Annotated in this window: 18 protein-coding genes; 6 read left to right on the forward strand and 12 right to left on the reverse strand. The window is 69.3% G+C overall.

The genetic code is table 11. The features are described 5' to 3' along the window. Nucleotides 1-158: 158 nt before the first annotated feature. Complete coding sequence (locus ABZV40_RS06145; protein WP_355436612.1) at nucleotides 159-1,085, reverse strand: helix-turn-helix domain-containing protein; 927 nt, start codon at nucleotides 1,083-1,085, stop codon at nucleotides 159-161. A 109-nt stretch (nucleotides 1,086-1,194) separates the two neighbouring features. Here ABZV40_RS06145 and ABZV40_RS06150 point away from each other — a divergent pair, with 109 nt between their 5' ends. After that, nucleotides 1,195-1,770 carry a DJ-1/PfpI family protein gene (locus tag ABZV40_RS06150; RefSeq protein ID WP_355436614.1) on the forward strand — a complete coding sequence of 192 codons (576 nt, stop codon included), beginning with the start codon at nucleotides 1,195-1,197 and terminating at the stop codon, nucleotides 1,768-1,770. Further along, on the forward strand, nucleotides 1,767-2,174 hold the full coding sequence (locus ABZV40_RS06155) for a hypothetical protein (RefSeq protein ID WP_355436617.1): 408 nt from the start codon (nucleotides 1,767-1,769) through the stop codon (nucleotides 2,172-2,174). The genes ABZV40_RS06150 and ABZV40_RS06155 overlap by 4 nt, the downstream gene beginning before the upstream one ends. On the opposite strand, the gene ABZV40_RS06160 is transcribed toward ABZV40_RS06155, so the two are convergent. After that, a complete protein-coding gene (locus ABZV40_RS06160) occupies nucleotides 2,171-2,869 on the reverse strand; it encodes an SDR family oxidoreductase (RefSeq protein WP_355436619.1) in 699 nt (232 codons plus the stop codon). The genes ABZV40_RS06155 and ABZV40_RS06160 overlap by 4 nt on opposite strands. A gap of 90 nt (nucleotides 2,870-2,959) precedes the next feature. Between ABZV40_RS06160 and ABZV40_RS06165 the strand changes: the two genes are divergently transcribed. After that, the gene (locus ABZV40_RS06165) at nucleotides 2,960-3,826 is read left to right on the forward strand and encodes a helix-turn-helix transcriptional regulator (protein WP_355437135.1); all 867 of its coding nucleotides are present in this window, start codon (nucleotides 2,960-2,962) and stop codon (nucleotides 3,824-3,826) included. Here the strand turns inward: ABZV40_RS06165 and ABZV40_RS06170 are convergent. After that, on the reverse strand, nucleotides 3,741-4,499 hold the full coding sequence (locus ABZV40_RS06170; protein WP_355436623.1) for an enoyl-CoA hydratase-related protein: 759 nt from the start codon (nucleotides 4,497-4,499) through the stop codon (nucleotides 3,741-3,743). The genes ABZV40_RS06165 and ABZV40_RS06170 overlap by 86 nt on opposite strands. 18 nt (nucleotides 4,500-4,517) lie before the next feature. After that, nucleotides 4,518-6,512, reverse strand: coding sequence for a protein meaA (locus ABZV40_RS06175; RefSeq protein WP_355436626.1), 1,995 nt, complete (start codon nucleotides 6,510-6,512; stop codon nucleotides 4,518-4,520). Nucleotides 6,513-6,615: 103 nt separating this feature from the next. Here ABZV40_RS06175 and ABZV40_RS06180 point away from each other — a divergent pair, with 103 nt between their 5' ends. Further along, nucleotides 6,616-6,903, forward strand: coding sequence for a hypothetical protein (locus ABZV40_RS06180; RefSeq protein WP_355436629.1), 288 nt, complete (start codon nucleotides 6,616-6,618; stop codon nucleotides 6,901-6,903). Here the strand turns inward: ABZV40_RS06180 and murA are convergent. Then, on the reverse strand, nucleotides 6,900-8,162 hold the full coding sequence (murA, locus tag ABZV40_RS06185; RefSeq protein ID WP_355436631.1) for a UDP-N-acetylglucosamine 1-carboxyvinyltransferase: 1,263 nt from the start codon (nucleotides 8,160-8,162) through the stop codon (nucleotides 6,900-6,902). The genes ABZV40_RS06180 and murA overlap by 4 nt on opposite strands. Nucleotides 8,163-8,197: 35 nt before the next feature. On the opposite strand from murA, the gene ABZV40_RS06190 reads away from it, so the two are divergent. Then, entirely contained in the window at nucleotides 8,198-8,770 is a 573-nt protein-coding gene (locus tag ABZV40_RS06190) for a cob(I)yrinic acid a,c-diamide adenosyltransferase (protein ID WP_355436634.1), read from the forward strand. A gap of 57 nt (nucleotides 8,771-8,827) precedes the next feature. On the opposite strand, the gene ABZV40_RS06195 is transcribed toward ABZV40_RS06190, so the two are convergent. Genes ABZV40_RS06195 through ABZV40_RS06205 form a run of 3 tightly spaced genes read right to left on the reverse strand, consistent with a single transcriptional unit; the run spans nucleotide 8,828 to nucleotide 11,215 of the window. Then, on the reverse strand, nucleotides 8,828-9,259 hold the full coding sequence (locus ABZV40_RS06195; RefSeq protein ID WP_355436637.1) for a DUF2550 domain-containing protein: 432 nt from the start codon (nucleotides 9,257-9,259) through the stop codon (nucleotides 8,828-8,830). A gap of 22 nt (nucleotides 9,260-9,281) precedes the next feature. Then, the gene (locus ABZV40_RS06200; protein ID WP_189256391.1) at nucleotides 9,282-9,647 is read right to left on the reverse strand and encodes a F0F1 ATP synthase subunit epsilon; all 366 of its coding nucleotides are present in this window, start codon (nucleotides 9,645-9,647) and stop codon (nucleotides 9,282-9,284) included. Nucleotides 9,648-9,682: 35 nt separating this feature from the next. Then, nucleotides 9,683-11,215 carry an FAD-dependent monooxygenase gene (locus ABZV40_RS06205; protein ID WP_355436640.1) on the reverse strand — a complete coding sequence of 511 codons (1,533 nt, stop codon included), beginning with the start codon at nucleotides 11,213-11,215 and terminating at the stop codon, nucleotides 9,683-9,685. A 48-nt stretch (nucleotides 11,216-11,263) separates the two neighbouring features. Here ABZV40_RS06205 and ABZV40_RS06210 point away from each other — a divergent pair, with 48 nt between their 5' ends. Further along, on the forward strand, nucleotides 11,264-11,866 hold the full coding sequence (locus ABZV40_RS06210; RefSeq protein ID WP_355436643.1) for a TetR/AcrR family transcriptional regulator: 603 nt from the start codon (nucleotides 11,264-11,266) through the stop codon (nucleotides 11,864-11,866). Between the two features lie 140 nt (nucleotides 11,867-12,006). Here ABZV40_RS06210 and ABZV40_RS06215 read toward each other — a convergent pair whose 3' ends face one another. From ABZV40_RS06215 to ABZV40_RS06230, 4 genes are all read right to left on the reverse strand, one after another. Next, a complete protein-coding gene (locus ABZV40_RS06215; protein WP_355436646.1) occupies nucleotides 12,007-13,737 on the reverse strand; it encodes an ABC transporter ATP-binding protein in 1,731 nt (576 codons plus the stop codon). Next, the gene (locus ABZV40_RS06220; protein WP_355436649.1) at nucleotides 13,734-15,260 is read right to left on the reverse strand and encodes an ABC transporter ATP-binding protein; all 1,527 of its coding nucleotides are present in this window, start codon (nucleotides 15,258-15,260) and stop codon (nucleotides 13,734-13,736) included. Before ABZV40_RS06220 ends, ABZV40_RS06215 begins: the two co-directional genes overlap by 4 nt. A gap of 101 nt (nucleotides 15,261-15,361) precedes the next feature. Beyond that, the gene (gene atpD / locus ABZV40_RS06225) at nucleotides 15,362-16,798 is read right to left on the reverse strand and encodes a F0F1 ATP synthase subunit beta (RefSeq protein ID WP_204763927.1); all 1,437 of its coding nucleotides are present in this window, start codon (nucleotides 16,796-16,798) and stop codon (nucleotides 15,362-15,364) included. Beyond that, nucleotides 16,791-17,705, reverse strand: a complete 915-nt coding sequence (locus ABZV40_RS06230) for a F0F1 ATP synthase subunit gamma (protein WP_355436653.1) — start codon at nucleotides 17,703-17,705, stop codon at nucleotides 16,791-16,793. The genes atpD and ABZV40_RS06230 overlap by 8 nt, the downstream gene beginning before the upstream one ends. Nucleotides 17,706-17,712 lie beyond the last annotated feature (7 nt).

The raw sequence follows: 17,712 nt of genomic DNA on the forward strand, positions 1-17,712 counted from the left end.
CGTTCCTGCTGCGCTGAACGGGCAGCCGGACGTCGCGTTCGCAACTCGCCGTCCGGTGAGGTGGATGAAGGGCGCCTTCCTCCACCTGGCGTGGAGGAAGGCGCCCTTCATCCACCTCACCAGCCGGCGAGTTGCGGACACGGCTTCCGGCTACCTGCTCAGTTGTGACAGCCCCGAAAGGCCGCGCGGTAGCTCTGCGGCGAGGTGCCGGCGATCCGCTTGAACCGGTCGCGGAACGCCGTGGCCGACCCGAACCCGACCTTGCTCGCGATCAGCTCCACCGGCTGGTTCGTGGTCTCCAGCAGGTGCTGCGCCTGACGCACCCGCGCCCGGTGCAGCCACTGCAACGGCGTCGTGCCGGTCTGCTCGCGGAACCGCCGGTTCAACGTCCGCGTGCTCATCCCCGCCCGACTGGCCACGTCCTGCAGCGTCAGGTCGTCCGCCGCGTTGGCCTCCATCCACCGCAGCACCGGTTCGAGCTCCGCACCCTGCGGCGCCACCGGTGGCGTGACGATGAACTGCGCCTGCCCGCCTTCTCTCTCAAGGGGCATCACAGCCAACCGTGCCGCATCGGCCGCCACGGCGGACCCGTGATCGCGCCGGATCATGTGCAGGCACAGGTCCAGCCCCGCCGCCGCGCCGGCCGAGGTCAGGAACTGCCCGTTGTCGACATAGAGCACGTCCGGGTCGACCCGGATCGCCGGATGCCGCGCCTGCAGCTCCGCGGCCGCGAGCCAGTGCGTGGTCACCCGCAGCCCGTCCAGCAGTCCGGTCGCCGCGAACACGAACGCCCCCGAGCAGATCGACGCGATCCGCACGCCCCTCGCGGCGGCCTGCCGCAGCGCCTCGATCACCCGCTTCGGGATCACCAGGCCGGGGGCGTGCCCCGGCAGCAGAATCGTGTCCACTTCGGACAACGACTCCAAGCCGTGCGGCACTTTCAGCTCGAACAGCTCGGACTTGACGGTCCTCTTCGGACCGCAGAGCCGGACCCGGTACCGCCCGGTCCAGTTGAACGCGTCGACCCCGACAGCGAAGTCGAACGGGACCACGCTGTCCATCACCACCACCGCGACCTCGTGCACGTCCACCACGGTAGCTGGCGAGAATCCGTTGGAACATGGCATTCCAGCCAGTTCCCGGCACGGCCTCGCACTCCTACCGTCGTGATCACCGACAAGCGAGGAGGAGCGGATGCTCGCGCAGGTGGTGTTGTTCGACGGGTTCGACCCGCTGGACGTGATCGGCCCGTACGAAACGCTGGCGGCGGGCGGGATCAGGGCCGAGCTGGTGACGGTGGAAGGGCCGCGGGAGGTCCCGGCGGGCCTGAACCTGCTGTCGCTCAAGGCGACCGGCCGGCTCGACCCGGACGCGGACCTCGTCGTTCTCCCCGGCGCGGCCGCTCTCGCGGAGGAGGAAACGTTTGCGCTGCTCAGCAAGGCCGCGGCTGCTCTCGCTCCCGCGCTGATCCACAAGAACACCATCGCCACGGTGTGCGGCGGATCGTTGCTGCTGGCCATGACCGGCCTGATCAAGGGCAGGAACGCGACCACCAACCACCTCGGCCTGCCCGCGCTGGAGTCCCTGGGCGTCAACGCCGTCCGTGCCAGGATCGTCGACGACGGCGACCTGGTCACCGCCGCCGGCGTCAGCTCGGGCATCGACCTCGGCCTCTACCTGGTGGAACGCGAGATCGGCGCCCAGAAGGCGGTGGAAGTGGAAACCCTCTTCGCCCACGAACGCCGCGGCACCGCCTGGAGGGCCGCGTGAGCAAGCTGTTCCTCTCGCTGCACGTCCTGGCGGCGATCATCGCCATCGGCCCGGTCACCGTGGCCGCCAGCATGTTCCCCAGAGCCGTCCGCGACAACAGCAACCCCGAACTGCTGCACCGCATCTGCCGCGTCTACGCCCTCATCGGCATCTCGGTGCCGGTCTTCGGGTTCGCGACGGCCGGCGTGATGGGCGTGACCGGCCACCCGTGGGTGATCGTGTCGATCGCGCTCACCACCGCCGCCGCGTTCGTGCTGGCGTTGAAGATCCTCCCCGGTCAGGAGAAGGCCCTCGAGACCAGGGACCTCAAGAACCTGGCCGTGTACACGGGGATCTTCAACGTGCTCTGGGCCGCGGTCACCGTCCTGATGATCATCCGGCCCGGCTCGACCACGGGCGCCTAGCGCTGGGCCACCGGGCGCACCACGATCTCGTTCACGTCAACCGAATCAGGCTGCGAGATCGCGTAGGCGATCGCCTCTCCGATGGCGGAGGCGGGCAGCGCGATCTTGCGGAAGTCCTCCATCATCGAGGCCGCGAAGTCCTCGGTGATGGTGTCCGCCAGCTCGGATTCCGTGACGCCGGGCGAAATGACGGTGACGCGCAGGTCGTCGCGCTCCTGCCGCAAGCCCTCGGACAGCGCCCACACCGCGTACTTCGTCGCGCAGTACACGGCCGCGGTGGGCATGACCATGTGCGCGGCGATCGAGGCGACGTTCACGACGTGCCCGCCGCCGGTGAACCTCGGCAGCACAGCGGCGATGCCGTTCAGCACGCCGCGGATGTTCACGTCCACCATGCGGTCCCACTCGTCCACCTTCAACGAGTCCAGCAACGACAACGGCATCACGCCCGCGTTGTTCACCAGCACGTCGACGCGGCCGTAACGCGTCACGGCCGCGTCCACAAAGGACTGGAACGACTCGCGCGAGGTCACGTCCAGCCGTGCGAAACCACCACCGATCTCCTCGGCCAACGCCTCCAGCCGGTCCTCCCGGCGCGCCCCGAGGAACACCTGGTGCCCGGCCTTGGCCAGGACACGGGCCGTCGCCTCGCCGATACCGCTGGAAGCTCCACTGATCACCACAACTTTGCTCATGGCCACAACGATCGGCGCGAAACCGACGCCCAACCAGGACACCTTCTCCCTAGGTGTGACACACCCAGTCAAACGCGGCCGACGATGAATATCCTCAAAGGCGTGCTCGGAGAGTTCCTGAAAGCCCACCGCGCCCGCGTCAACCCGGAGGACGCCGGTCTGCCGAGCCACACCCAGCGCAAGGTCAAGGGCCTGCGACGGGAAGAGGTCGCGGTGCTGGCCGGCGTCAGCGCCGACTACTACGCCCGGCTGGAGCAGGGTCGCGAGACCAACCCGTCCGCGCAGGTGCTCGACGCGCTGAGCCGGGCGCTGCGGCTCGACACCGACGCGCGCGCCCACCTGCACCGCCTCGCCGGGGTCGTCGCCGACGAAGGCCATGCGCCGGACGTCGTCAGTCCCGAGCTGCGGCGGCTCATGGACGGCCTGCACGACATGCCGGCGTTCGTGATGAACTCGCTGCTCGACATCCTCGCCACGAACGCGCTGGCGGACGCCCTGTACGAGCCGTTCAGCCCTGCCGACAACGCCGCCAGGATGACGTTCCTCGACCCCGCCGCGACCAGCTTCTACCCGCGCTGGCAGTGGGTCGCCCAGAGCACCGTCGCCCACCTGCGGCGGACGGCGGACCCGAAGTCCCAGCGGCTGGAGCGGATGGTGGCCGAGCTCAACCATCATCCGACGTTCGCGGAACTCTGGCAGCAGCACGACGTGCGCGGGAAGACCCAGGACATCAAGGATTTCATGCATCCGGCGGTCGGCCCGCTCACCCTGAACTTCCACTCGTTCGACGTCCGCGAGGCGCCCGGCCAGTTCCTGGTGATCTACCAGGCCGAGCCCGGCCCGAACACCGATGCGCTGAAGCTGCTCGCGACTAGTCGGGCCACACGGGCGGCCGCTTCTCCAGGAACGACGCCCGTCCCTCTTTGGCTGACGGGGTCTGCGAAGTCTCGGCCATGACAGCCAGCGCGATCTCGTAGCCGTCGATCTCCGGCCGGTCCAGCTGCGCGTACAGCGCGACCTTGCCGGCGGCCTTCGACGCCCGGCTGCCGCGCGTCGCCCGTGCGAGCAGGTCGTCGACCTCGGCGTCCAGCTCCTCGGCGGGTACGGCCTTGTTGATCAGGCCCCACTCCACCGCCGTCGCCGCGTCCACGACGTCGCCGGTGAGCGCCATCTCCATCAACCGCTTGCGCCCGATCGAGCGCGCCACGGGCACCGCGGGCGTGTGGCAGAACCACCCGCCTTTCCCACCGGGCAAAGCGAAACCGGCGTCCAGCGACGCCACGGCGAGATCGCAGGAGGCCACCAGCTGGCACCCGGCCGCCGTGGCCAGCCCCTGGACGCGTGCGATCACCACCTGCGGCACGGACTGGATGGTCTTCATCAGCATCGTGCACAGCTCCAGCAGCAGCCGCACGCCCTCCTTGTCACGGGCGTGCACGTCCGCGAAGTCGTGCCCCGCGGAGAAAACCGGACCTTCGGCGGCGAGCACGATGCCCGCCGCGTCGGAGGTGCCGGCCTCCCGGAACGCCTCCAGCAGCTCGGTCAGGTGCTCGGCGGACAGCGCATTGCGCTTGGCCGCGCGGGTCATCGTGATGCGAACGACCGAGCCTTCACGCGCAACATCGACCATCCCAGAGACCCTAGAGCCCTACGACAGCGAGTGCACCTCCCGGATCACGGTGACGATCTCGTCCATGATCTCGGTCAGCTCGTAGTCCTTCGGCGTGAACACCCGCGCCACGCCACGTTCGCGCAGCTTGGCCGCGTCGTCCGGCGGGATGATGCCGCCGACGATCACCGGGATGTCCCCGGCACCGGCCGCGCGCAGCCCGTCGACCACCGCGGGCACCACCTCGAGGTGTGAACCGGACAGGATCGAGAGGCCGACGACGTGCACGTCCTCCTGCACGGCCGCGGACACGATCTGCGACGGCGTGAGGCGAATTCCCTGGTAGACGACCTCGAAACCGACGTCGCGCGCCCGCACGGCGACCTGCTCGGCACCGTTGGAGTGCCCGTCCAGGCCCGGCTTGCCGACCAGCATGCGCAACCGCTCGCCGATCTCCTCACCGGTTCCGCGCACCCGGTCGCGCACGCGTGCGATCTCCGAACCCGCCTCGCCCGAAGCCGAAGCACCGGAAACACCAGTGGGCGCACGGTATTCGCCGAACGTCTCCCGCAGCGCCTGCGACCACTCCCCGGTCGTCACCCCGGCCTTCGCGCAGGCGATGGTGACCTCGACGAGGTTCTGGTCGGTCTTCGCGGCCTCGCGCAACGCGTCCAAAGCCTCTGCCACAGCGGCGTTGTCGCGGTTGGCACGCCACTGCCGGATCGCCTCGACCGCCTGCATCTCGACGATCGGGTCGATGGTCTCGATCGCGTTCGCGCCCTCGGCCTGCAGCGGCGACGGTTCGGTGGTGTCGAACTTGTTGACGCCGACGACGATCTCCTCGCCCGACTCGACGCGGCGACGCCGGTCCGCGAGCGAGGACACGAGCTGCGACTTCATGTAGCCGGACTCGACGGCCGCGACGGCACCACCCATCGCCTGCACGCGGTCGATCTCCTCGCGCGCACCGGCCAGGATGTCGTTGACCTTGGCCTCGATCACCGGCGAGCCGTCGAAGATGTCCTCGTACTCCAGCAGATCCGTCTCGTACGCGAGCACCTGCTGCATGCGCAACGCCCACTGCTGGTCCCACGGACGCGGCAGGCCCAAGGCCTCGTTCCACGCCGGCAACTGGATCGCGCGCGCACGGGCGTTGCGGGACAGGGAAACCGCGAGCATCTCCAGCACGATGCGCTGGACGTTGTTCTCCGGCTGCGCTTCCGTGAGCCCCAGCGAGTTGACCTGCACGCCGTAGCGGAACCGGCGGTGCTTCGGGTTCTGGACGCCGTAGCGCTCCAGCGTGATCTCGTCCCACAGCTGGGCGAACGCGCGCATCTTGCACATCTCCTCGATGAACCGCACACCGGCGTTCACGAAGAAGGAGATGCGGGCGACGACCTCACCGAACTTCTCCTGCGGAACCTGACCGGAGTCGCGCACCGAGTCGAGGACGGCGATCGCCGTGCACATCGCGTACGCGACCTCCTGCGCCGGCGTCGCGCCGACCTCCTGGAGGTGGTAGCTGCAGATGTTGATCGGGTTCCACTTCGGCACGTTCGACACGGTCCACGCGACCATGTCGGTGATCAGCCGCAGCGACGGTCCCGGCGGGAACACGTAGGTGCCGCGGGACAGGTACTCCTTGATGATGTCGTTCTGCGTGGTGCCCGCGAGCGAAGCGACGTCCGCGCCCTGCTCCTCCGCCACGGAGACGTACAGCGCGAGCAGCCACATGGCCGTCGCGTTGATCGTCATCGACGTGTTGGCCTCGCCGAGCGGGATCTGGTCGAAGAGCTGGCGCATGTCGCCGATGTGGCTGATCGGCACACCGACCTTGCCGACCTCGCCCTTCGCGAGCTCGTCGTCGGGGTCGTAACCGGTCTGCGTCGGCAGGTCGAACGCCACGGACAGGCCGGTCTGGCCCTTGGCGAGGTTCCGGCGGTAGAGCGCGTTGGAAGCCGCGGCCGAGGAGTGACCCGCGTACGTGCGCATCACCCAGGGGCGGTCGCGTTCGCGGTCAGCTGGATACGGCACAGCAACCTCCCACATCGTCGTTCATCGGAGCGTACTGGCCAGTAACCACTGCTGCGCGTGCGATTGCTCACTGAATCGAGACCACTGAGAGCATGATGAGGGGGTGACGGGCTTCTACCAGACCCTGGTCGTCTTCGGCGTGATCGGCCTGCTGGTGCTGGTGTTGCGGTACTTCGCGGGCAACGACAAGCGGCCCGTGCCGGATCTGGACGGCACGGACTTCGGGTTGCTGAGCGAGGTCGCGCTCGTGCCCACGGAGGAGGCCGCGAACGTCCTCGTGCGGAAGCTGAAGGCGAACGGGGTGCGTGCCACGCGTTCGCGGAACGCGCCGTACCGGGTGATGGTGTTCCCGGCGGACGTCGCGAACGCGCGGCTGGTGCTGAAGAGCTAGGAAACGCGCTCGACGTCGGCACCGAGTTTGCGGAGGTTTTCCACGAACCCAGGGTAACCGCGCTCGATGTGGAAGATCTCGTAGACCTCGGTGGCGCCGTCCGCGCACAGACCGGCCAGAACCAGCCCCGCACCAGCGCGGATGTCCGAAGCCCACACCGGCGCGCTGGACAGCTGCTCGACGCCGCGGATCACCGCGTGGTGACCGTCCGTGCGCGCGTCGGCCCCGAGCCTGATCATCTCGTCGATGAACCGGAACCGCGCTTCGAACAGGTTCTCGGTGATCATCGAGGTGCCCTCGGACACCGCGGACAGCGCGATCGCGAACGGCTGGTTGTCCGTGGCGAAACCGGGATACGGCAGCGTCACGAAGTCGACCGCCTTCGGCCGGCCCTCCATGACCACCCGGAAGCCCTCGTCCTCGCCCTCGTAGACGGTCACCTCGGCGCCCGCCATCCGCAGCTTCTCCAGCACCAGGTCGAGGTGGTGCGGGTTCACCCCGCGCACCCGCACGTCGCCGCGCGTCATGGCGGCGGCGAAGCCCCACGTGGCACCGACGATCCGGTCGCCGATCACGCGGTGCTCGGTCGGCGTGAGCTCCTTGACGCCGTGCACCGTGAGCGTGGACGTGCCGGCACCCTCGATCTTCGCGCCCATCTGCGTGAGCATCAGGCAGAGGTCGACGATCTCCGGCTCGCGCGCCGCGTTGTCGATGACCGTCGTGCCGTTCGCGAGCACCGCCGCCATCAGGATGTTCTCGGTGGCGCCCATGCTGGGGAAGTCGAGCCAGATCTGCGCGCCGTGCAGCCCCTCGGCCTCGGCGACGATGCAGCCGTGCTCGATCCACGTCTTGGCGCCGAGCTTCTCCAGGCCGCTCTGGTGCATGTCGAGCGGCCGCGACCCGATCGCGTCCCCGCCCGGCAACGCCACGACCGCGCGCTTGCACCGCCCGACCAACGGTCCCAGCACGCAGATCGACGCCCGCAGCTTGCCCATCGCCTCGGAGTCGGCGTGGTAGCTCAGCTCCTGCGGCGTCGTGATCCTCGCCACGTCACCTTCGAGCTCGACCTCGCACCCGAGGCTGCGCAGGGCGTCCGCCATCAGCGGGACGTCGAGGATGTCCGGGCAGTTGGTGAGGGTCGTTGTGCCCTCGGCGAGCAGAGCTGCGGCCATCAGCTTGAGGACGCTGTTCTTGGCGCCGACGACATCGACCTCGCCGACCAGACGTGCGCCACCGTGTACCCGGAAATGCTCGCTCACGCGGCAATCCTACGTATGGCCATAGAGTGCCGTTTATGGCGGTGCATCTCACCAAGATCTACACGCGGGTCGGCGACGACGGCACGACCGGGCTCGGCGACTTCTCCCGCGTCCCGAAGACCTCGCCTCGCATCGAGGCGTACGCGGACGTCGACGAGACCAACGCGGCCCTGGGCGTGGCCCTGGCGTTGGGCTCGTTGGCTCCGGACGTGCACGACGTCGTGCGCAAGGTGCAGAACGACCTCTTCGACGTCGGAGCGGACCTCTGCACGCCGATCGTGCCGGACCCGAAGTACCCGCCGTTGCGCATCACCGAGGCGTACGTGGACCGCCTGGAGGGCTACTGCGACACGTTCAACGAACGGCTGGGCAAGCTCGACTCGTTCATCCTCAACGGCGGCACTCCCGGCGCGGCGTTGCTGCACCAGGCCCGCACGATCGCCCGCCGCGCGGAACGGCGGGCGTGGGCGTTGATCGAGGACGACGCCGAGCACACGAACGTGCTCACGGCGAAGTACCTGAACCGGCTGTCGGACTTGCTGTTCATCCTGGCCCGCGTGGCGAACCCGGACGGCGACGTCCTGTGGCAGCCCGGAGGCAACGCCTAACAAACGATGAACGGCGCTTTTGTCCACCTGAGATGGACAAAAGCGCCGTTCATCGTGTCAAGAAGCCCAGGGAATTGAGCGGCCGGGTGGGGCCGACTCCAGCCAGGACAGGAAGCCGGTCAGCGCGTCCGGGCCCATCGCGATCTCGACCTCACCACCGGGGACGCGGCACCGCAGCACCGTGGCGCCGACCGGCATGGCGTACGCCTCCGGCCCGGTCGGTTCGCGGCGCGCATCGATCTCCAGCCCGTCGCGGGAGATCAGCTGGTTCGGGCCGGACCCGAGCGAGAGCACCCGGAACCAGGCGAACGAGTCGCCCCGGTAGTGCCCCACGCCCAGGTGCCAGCCACGTCCACGATCATCGAACTGACTGCGCAGCGCGACGTGCACGCCACCCTCACGCAGCAGCCGGATGCGACGCCAGGCGAAGTAGGCGATGACGACCGCCACCCCAAGAAGGATCAGTCCGGCAATCTCGGTGATCCCCACGGCTGCGCCCTCGCGCCCGGTCTCAGGCCGACTGTTCCACGGCCCGCACGCGCGCTGCCGCACGTGCGCGCTCGGCGTCGTCCGCGTCCTGCAGCGCCGACCGCGCCGCGTCCACGTCGATCTCGCCCGCGAGCTCGGCGTCCTCGGCGAGAATGGAAACGCCGGTGCCGGTCACCGAAAGGAAGCCACCGTGCACGGCGGCGGTGACGAGGCCACCGTCCGTCGTGCGGATGCGCACCACACCACCCTCGACGAGCTGACCGAGAACGGGCTCGTGACCGGGCAGGATGCCGATCTCGCCCTCGGTCGTCTGCGCCGATACAGAGGTGGCCTTGCCGGACCACAGGCGGCGTTCAACGGCGACCAGTTCAACGGTCATCTCGGCCACGCGCATCTCCCTCGTCGTCTGGAGTCGATCTGAGTCTAAACGGTCGCCCGGCCACCTCGCCGCCCGCCCGGTCCTGAGCCACCGCCGAACCACGTCCTGATCGCCTCGTCGAGCCCGTCCCCACCGGCCCACGCCACGACACCGTCCGGCCGGACGAGCAGTCCGGGCAGTTCAGGCTCGTCCTGGCAACGACTGCTGACCGTGCGCACGCGGTCCCGTGAGACGTCCGGCACGCCACCGAGGTCCAGCAGCAGGCCCCTGCCGTCGTGCAGGTGCTCGGCCAGGGTCGTGCCGTCGGCCAGCACGAGGTCCGGTGCGCTGCGGCCGATGAGCGGGTGGTCACCGGGCAGGTCGTAGCGGTGCCACACACCGGAGATCTTCTTGGCGAAGTAGGTCGTGACCGCCGTCGTCTCGATCAGCTCACCGACGATGTGGCGCAGGGCGCGAGCGTGCGAGTCGGGCCGCATCAGCGCGATCTGGGCGCGAGTCCACTCCAGCACCCAGGCACCGACGGGGTGGCGTTCGGCGGTGTAGGAGTCGAGCAGGTTCTCCTCCGCCCGGCCCAGCACCACCTCGGCGAGCTTCCAGCCGAGGTTCACCGCGTCGCCGATCCCGAGGTTCAGCCCCTGCCCGCCGAACGGCGAGTGGACGTGCGCGGCGTCTCCCGCCAGCAGCACGCGGCCGAGCCGGTACGTGCTCGCCTGCCGGGCGTTGTCGGTGAACCTGGTGGCGGAGAGGACCTTGGTGACCGTGACGTCGACCCCGGACACCGCGCGCAGGCTCTTCTCCAGCTCGTCGCGGGTGATCTCGGCGTCGCGGTCGGCCGGCGGTCCGTCGAACTCGACGGTGAGGATGCGGCCCGGCACGGGCCCGTGGGCGTAGATGCCGGTCGGCGTGGTCTGCCAGCCGCGGCCGAGCCGCTCGTGCCCCTCCATCTCCACGATCGCCTGATGCCCGGTGATCTCCGGTGCCGTGCCGGGGAACTCGAACCCGGCCAGCTTGCGCACCTGGCTGCGGCCGCCGTCGCAGCCGACCAGCCAGCCGGCCTGCCACGTCCGGTCGCCCGCGTGCACGGTCACGCCGGTGTCACCCGCCTCGGAGCCGGTCAGCTCGACGCCCCGCAGCACCTCCACGCCGAGCTCGGCGGCCCAGTCGCCCAGGATCGCCTCGATCTGCTGCTGCGAGACGAAACCGACCTCACCGGCCGGGCCGCGCCCCTGGAAGGCCGGGTCGCCGTCGTCGAAGTTCTCGGCGGACAGCCAGAGGCCGCCGAAGTGGCCGGCGAACTTCGGCGGTGCCACGTCTTGCGGAGCCTTCTGCCCGCCCGCCTTGGCGAGGAAGGAGCGGAAGTGCCCGAAGGACTCCTCCTGCGCGGCGACGAGCCGGGGCAGCAGGCCGCGCCGGTGGAACGCCTCCGCGGTCGGCACGTTGATCGAACCGGCCTTGATCGTCAGGTCGGGTTCGGTCAGGCGCTCCAGCACGGCCACGGAGACGCCGCGCAGCCGCAGTTCACAGGCGAGCATCAGGCCGGCCGGACCGGCGCCCGCGATGATCACGTCATGGGTCATGCGAAAAACTGTACTCGACTCAAAATTCAGTCGGGTATGGTTTTACGCATGACGTCGTTGCGCGAACGGAAGAAAGCCGAGACCCGGCAGCGGATCGCCGACGTGGCAACGCTGATGTTCGTGACGCGCGGCTTCGACAACGTGACCATCGCCGAGATCGCCGAGGCCGCGGACGTGTCGAAGGTGACGGTGTTCAACTACTTCGCGCGCAAGGAAGACATCTTCTTCGACCGCTACCCGCAGGCCGAAGAGCTGCTCACCGCAGCCGTGCGCGACCGCTCCGCGGACGAGTCACCGCTGCAGGCGTTGCGGCGGCTGTTCGTGGAGCTGGCCGAGCAGCAACACCCGCTGGGCGGGTTCCACGAGCGGTTCCCGCCTTTCTGGCGCACGGTCGTGGCGTCACCAGCCCTGCGCGCACGGGCGCGCGAGGCGGCCGACGAGCTGCAGGCCGTCCTGGCCCGGTTGATCGCCGAGACCAGCGACGACCCCACGCCCGCCATCACCGCCGCGGTGATCATGGGCGCCTATCGCGCCGTGTTCACCGACAGCGTCGCCCGCATGCTCGCGGGCGACCCGGCCGCCGAGGTGACCGCCGACCACATCGCCGCCGTCAACCGCGCCTTCGACCGGATCGCGGCCGGACTGTCCTGAGCACCTGGTCAGAAGTTCTGCCCCTTGCGCGCCCGACCGCTGCGTGCCAGGTGCTCGATGATGGGCTCCTTCATCCACGTCAGGTGGATGAAGGAGCCCATCATCGACAGCGAACGCGCGCAGGACTTGTGGCCAAACGCCTAGTCCCCGTGCCAAGACCGCCAGAGCGCCGCGTACGTGCCGCCCCTGGCGACCAGGTCGTCGTGAGACCCCAGCTCGACGATCCGGCCCGCGTCCACCACGGCGATCCGGTCGGCGTCACGCGCGGTCTGCAACCGGTGCGCGATCGCGATCACCGTGCGACTCTCCCGCACAGCCGCGATGGCGCGCTCCGCGTGTCTGGCCGTGGCCGGGTCCAACGACGACGTCGCCTCGTCCAGCACCAGCGTGTGCGGATCGGCGACCTCCACCCGTGCCAGCGAAAGTTGTTGTGCCTGCGCGGGGTCCAGCTCCACGCCGCCCGCCCCGAGCCTGGTGTCCAACCCTTCCGGCAGCTCGTCGAACCAGCGGGCGCCGACTGTCCGCAACGCCTCCAGGAGCCGTTCGTCCGGCGCGTCCGGAGCGGCCATCGCCAGGTTCTCCCTGAGCGTCCCGATGAACACGTGGTGCTCCTGCGTCACCAGCACGATCCGTTGCTCGCCCGCGGCCACGAGATCGGCGACGGGCACTCCGCCGACGAGCACCGAACCCGCCGCCGGCCGGTCGACGCCCGCGACCAACCTGCCCAGCGTCGACTTGCCCGCACCGGAGACGCCCACGACCGCGAGCCGTTCTCCCGGCCGCACCACGAGATCAACGCCGTGCAACACCTCATGTCCGTCCACATAGGAGTAACGGACGTCGCGCACCTCGATGCGGTCGTCCTCGGGTTGCCCGACCGGCGCCACGGGTTCGGCACTGGCCCCGATCCCCTCGATCCGCGCGAACGACGCGGCACCACGCTGCAGGAACTCGACCCACATCAGGATGCGGTCCATCGGCTCCACCAGCCGCCACGTCCACAACGCCCCCGTGACGACGACCTCGATGCCGGCACCGTCCGCCGCGTAAGCCAAACCGCCCACCAGCAGCACCAGCACGGTCGGCAAGGCGTTGACGAAGGAGCCGACCGGGAAGAGCACGTTCCGCAGCCGCAACGTCCGCAGCCGTGCCCGGTACAGGCGCGCGATGGTGTCCTCGGCGGCGGTCACCATCCGATCGCGCAGCCCGTAGGTCTCGATCGTCCGGCTGCCTTCGCCGACCGCCGCGGAGATCTCCGCCACGTCACCGTTGGCCACGCTCTCCGCGAGGTACGCGCCACGCGCACGTGCCAGGTACCAGCGAAGCACCCACACGACCAGGGGTGTCCCGGCGAACGCCACCAGTCCGAGCACCGGATCCAGCAGGAACATCGCCACGAACACCACGACGATGTGCACGACCCCGGTGAACACCTCGGGCACGCTGTCCCGCAACGCCTGCCCGACCGTGCCGACGTCGCTCGTCACGCGCGTGAGCAGATCGCCCGTGCTCAACCGGTCCACGACCCGTGCCGGCAGTGCCAGCGACCGCGTCACCGCCTCCTCGCGCAACGAGGCCAGGAACCGTTCGCCGAGACGTGCGGTCTGCAAGGCGCTGTACCGCACCAGCAACAGGTGCGCGACCGCCGCGCCGAGCACGCCCAGCGCCATCGGGTCCACAGTGGACACGGTCAGACCGCCGCGCTCCACGCCGCCCACGATCTTGCCGAGCAGGTACGGCCCGACGAGCCCGACCAGCGCCGTCAGCACCGTGAGCACGAGAACCGCGGCCGACGTCCGCCATTCGCCCCGCATCAGCCGCACGGCCGCCCGCCGCACCGCACGCCGGTCCGCGACCGGCAACCGGTTCATCGGCTCTCCTCCAGTTCTTCCTGCACACCGGAGGAGTCCAGGTGCACCACGCGGTCCGCCTGCCCCACCCACAACGGTGACGACGACACGACGACGGTGGTCCGCCCGAACCGCGCTTCCTTCACGCGCCTGGCCACCGCCGCCTCAGTCACCGCGTCCAGTGCCGACGTCGGCTCCACCAGCACCAGCACGTCCGGTTCGCTCAGCAACGCCCGCACGAGCCTGAGCCGTTGCCGCTGACCGCCGGAAACGTTGCGGCCCTTCGACTCCAGCTGCGAGTCGAGCCCGTCCGGCAGCGCCTCCACCACATCCACCGCGGCCGCCGCCCAGATCGCCTGCTCCAGCTCGATGTCGTCGTGCTCGCCCACCGACACCGCCTCGCGCACGGTCCCGCGGAACAGGTAGTCGTCGTTGTCCGCCACCACACCGGGCAACCGTTCGACGGCGTCGCGGGCCAACGCCGAGTTCGCCGACACGACAACGGTCAGCACGCCGCGCTGCACGTCCAACGGCTCGCGGGTGTCATCTGCGTTCCGCCGCAGGGTGAGCAGGTCGACCACCCGCCGCGCCGACACCAGGGCCCGCGGTATGGCGTCCGCGCCTTCCATGAAGAAGCTGACCGGCACGATCAACGTCGTTACGTACAGGTACACCGCCAGCATCTCGGGAACCGTGATCGTCCCGCTGACGGCCATCCGCGCCACGATCCACGTGACCACCGCGAGGAACAGCGCCGGCAACCCCCACGTCAGCGCCTGCACCCAGCTCAACCAGGCGGAGACCCGGTAACCGTCCTTCAGCACCTCCCGCGACATGGCCCGGAAGCGCTCCTCGAACGCCGGCTTGCCGCCGATCCCGGACAACACCCGGAGGCCGGCCACGATGTCCCCCGCCCGCGACGTCAGCTCTCCCTGACTGTGCCGATACCCGGCCTCCACCGCGTGCAGCCGGCGCATCACCGGCCCGGTCACCACCGCCAGCACCGGTACGCCCAGCAACACGACCACGGCGAGGAGCACCGAGATCCGCAGCAGCAGCACGGCCGTGACGGCGTACGCGATCACCGCACCCACCCCGGGGCCTGTGCTGGTGAGCGCGTGCGCGATCCGCATCGTGTCGCCGTTCTGCAGGTACGTCAGCTCACCAGTGGACAGCTTCCGCCGCACCACGCCGCCAAGACTCGTGACGTGCCGGACGACGACCTGCGCGGTCCTGAGCGCCGCATCGGTGCGCACCAACGTCATCGTGCGGTGCCTCGCCACCCCGACAAGGGCCAGCAACGCCGCCACCACGAGCAGCGCCGCACTCCACCACACCAACGCCGTGCGGTCGTTCGCCCTGAGCGCTTCGATCGCCTGCGAGATGAGGTACGGCGGCAAGATCAGCCCGCACATCCACAGCGACCCCCACCACGCCCCCGCGAGCACCCGCCGGCGCTGCATCCGCACCAGCCACCACAGGTACCGCCAGGCCGACCGGGTGTCAGGGGTGCCAGGATCGTCGTAGGGCGCGTGTCGGGACATGCCCCGACTGTGCCACCACCTCGCATCGCGACACGACCGCTTTAACGCCCGAAGGGCCGTCCCTCCACAAAGGAGGAACGGCCCTTCGGCAAAGCCCTGGCTCAGTTGCCGGCGAGCTTCTTCGCGTTGGCCTCGACGTCGTCCAACCCGCCGCAGGAGAAGAACGCCTGCTCCGGGTAGTGGTCGAACTCGCCCTTGCAGACGCGGTCGAACGCCTCGACGGTCTCCTTGATCGGCACGAAGGAGCCCTTCTGACCGGTGAACTTCTCCGCGACGAAGAAGTTCTGGCCGAGGAAGCGCTCGAGACGACGCGCACGACCGACGAGGACCTTGTCCTCCTCGGACAGCTCGTCCATGCCGAGGATGGCGATGATGTCCTGCAGCTCCTTGTACTTCTGCAGGATCCGCTTCACCTCCTGGGCCACCCGGTAGTGCTCGTCGCCCACGATCGACGGCTCGAGGATTCGAGACGACGACGACAGCGGGTCGACGGCCGGGTAGATGCCCTTCTGGGAGATCGGACGGGAGAGCTCCGTCGTCGCGTCCAGGTGGGCGAAGGTGGTCGCCGGGGCGGGGTCGGTGTAGTCGTCCGCGGGCACGTAAATGGCCTGCAGCGAGGTGATCGACTTACCGCGCGTCGAGGTGATGCGCTCCTGGAGCTCACCCATCTCGTCGGCCAGCGTCGGCTGGTAACCCACGGCGGAAGGCATGCGGCCCAGCAGGGTCGACACCTCGGAACCGGCCTGGGTGAAGCGGAAGATGTTGTCGATGAAGAGCAGCACGTCCTGGTTCTGCACGTCGCGGAAGTACTCCGCCATCGTGAGAGCGGACAGGGCAACGCGCATACGCGTGCCCGGCGGCTCGTCCATCTGACCGAACACCAGCGCGGTGTCCTGGAGGACCTCCATCTCCTCCATCTCCAGGAGGAGGTCGGTGCCCTCACGGGTGCGCTCACCGACGCCGGCGAAGACCGAGGTGCCGGAGAACTCACGCGCGATACGCGTGATCATCTCCTGGATGAGCACGGTCTTGCCGACACCCGCGCCGCCGAACAGGCCGATCTTGCCGCCCTTGACGTACGGGGTGAGGAGGTCGATGACCTTGATGCCGGTCTCGAGGATCTCGGTCTTGCCCTCGAGCTGGTCGAACGACGGGGCCTTGCGGTGGATGCCCCACTGCTCGCCGTCGCGGCCGAGGCCCGGCTGGTCGAGGCAGTCGCCGAGGGCGTTGAACACGTGGCCCTTGACGACGTCACCGACGGGAACCGAGATGGCAGCGCCGGTGTCGGTCACGGTGGCACCGCGGACCAGACCGTCGGTCGGCTGCATCGAGATGGTGCGGACGAGGTTGTCGCCGAGGTGCTGCGCGACCTCGAGGGTCAGCGTCTTGGCGACGGCCTCGAACGTGATCTCCACGTTCAGGGCGTTGAACAGCTCCGGCACGGCGTCGCGCGGGAACTCCACGTCGACGACCGCACCGATCACCCGGACCACACGGCCGGTGCGGGTGGTGGTGGCAGTAGCACTCATGTCACTCATCACTTCCTGCGCCACCGGTAAGCGCGGCAGCGCCACCGACGATCTCGCTGATCTCCTGGGTGATCTGGGCCTGACGGGCCGAGTTCGCCGCCCGGCTGAGGTTCCGGACCAGCTCCGTCGCGTTGTCCGTCGCGGCCTTCATGGCCGTACGACGAGCCGCCGACTCCGAAGCCGCGGCCTCCAGCATGGCGGAGAACAGGCGCGTCTTCACGTACTTGGGCAGCATCGCACCGAGCAGCGCCTCCGCGCTGGGCTCGAAGTCGTACACCGCGCGCGGGCCCGTGGGGGCCTCGCCCGTGTACTCGACCTCCATCGGCGCGATCCGCCTGGCGGCCGGCGTCTGGCTGAGCATGGACTTGAACTCGGTGTACACGACGTGGATCTCGTCCACGCCCTGCGCGCCGTTCTCCGTGCCCTCCAGGAACGCCGACACCAGCGCGTCACCGGCCTCGACGGCGTTGACGTAGTGCGGGGTCTGCGAGAACCCGCTCCACGCGGCCGTGACCTCGCGGCGGCGGAACTGGTAGTAGCCCTGGCCCTTGCGGCCGGTCACGTACAGCACCGGCTCCTTGCCCTCGGACCGGAGCAGCTGCAGCAGCTGCTCGGCGGCCTTGAGGACGTTGGCGTTGTAACCGCCGCACATGCCCTTGTCACTCGTGATCACCAGCACCGCGGCGCGCTTCGGGTTCTGGCGCTCCGTCAGCAGCGGGTGGTCGAGGTTCGCCGAGGCCTCGGCCAACGCGGAGAGCACGTTCGTGATCTCGTCCGCGTACGGCCGGGAGGCCGCGACCCTGGTCTGCGCCTTCGCGAGGCGAGACGTCGCGATGAGCTCGTAGGCCTTCGTGATCTTCTTGGTCGAGTTGACCGTTCGGATCCGCTGGCGGAGCTCCCGAATCTGTGCGCCCATGGCTCAG

It is taken from the genome of Lentzea sp. NPDC004782, assembly GCF_040609115.1.
GTDB lineage: Bacteria > Actinomycetota > Actinomycetes > Mycobacteriales > Pseudonocardiaceae > Lentzea.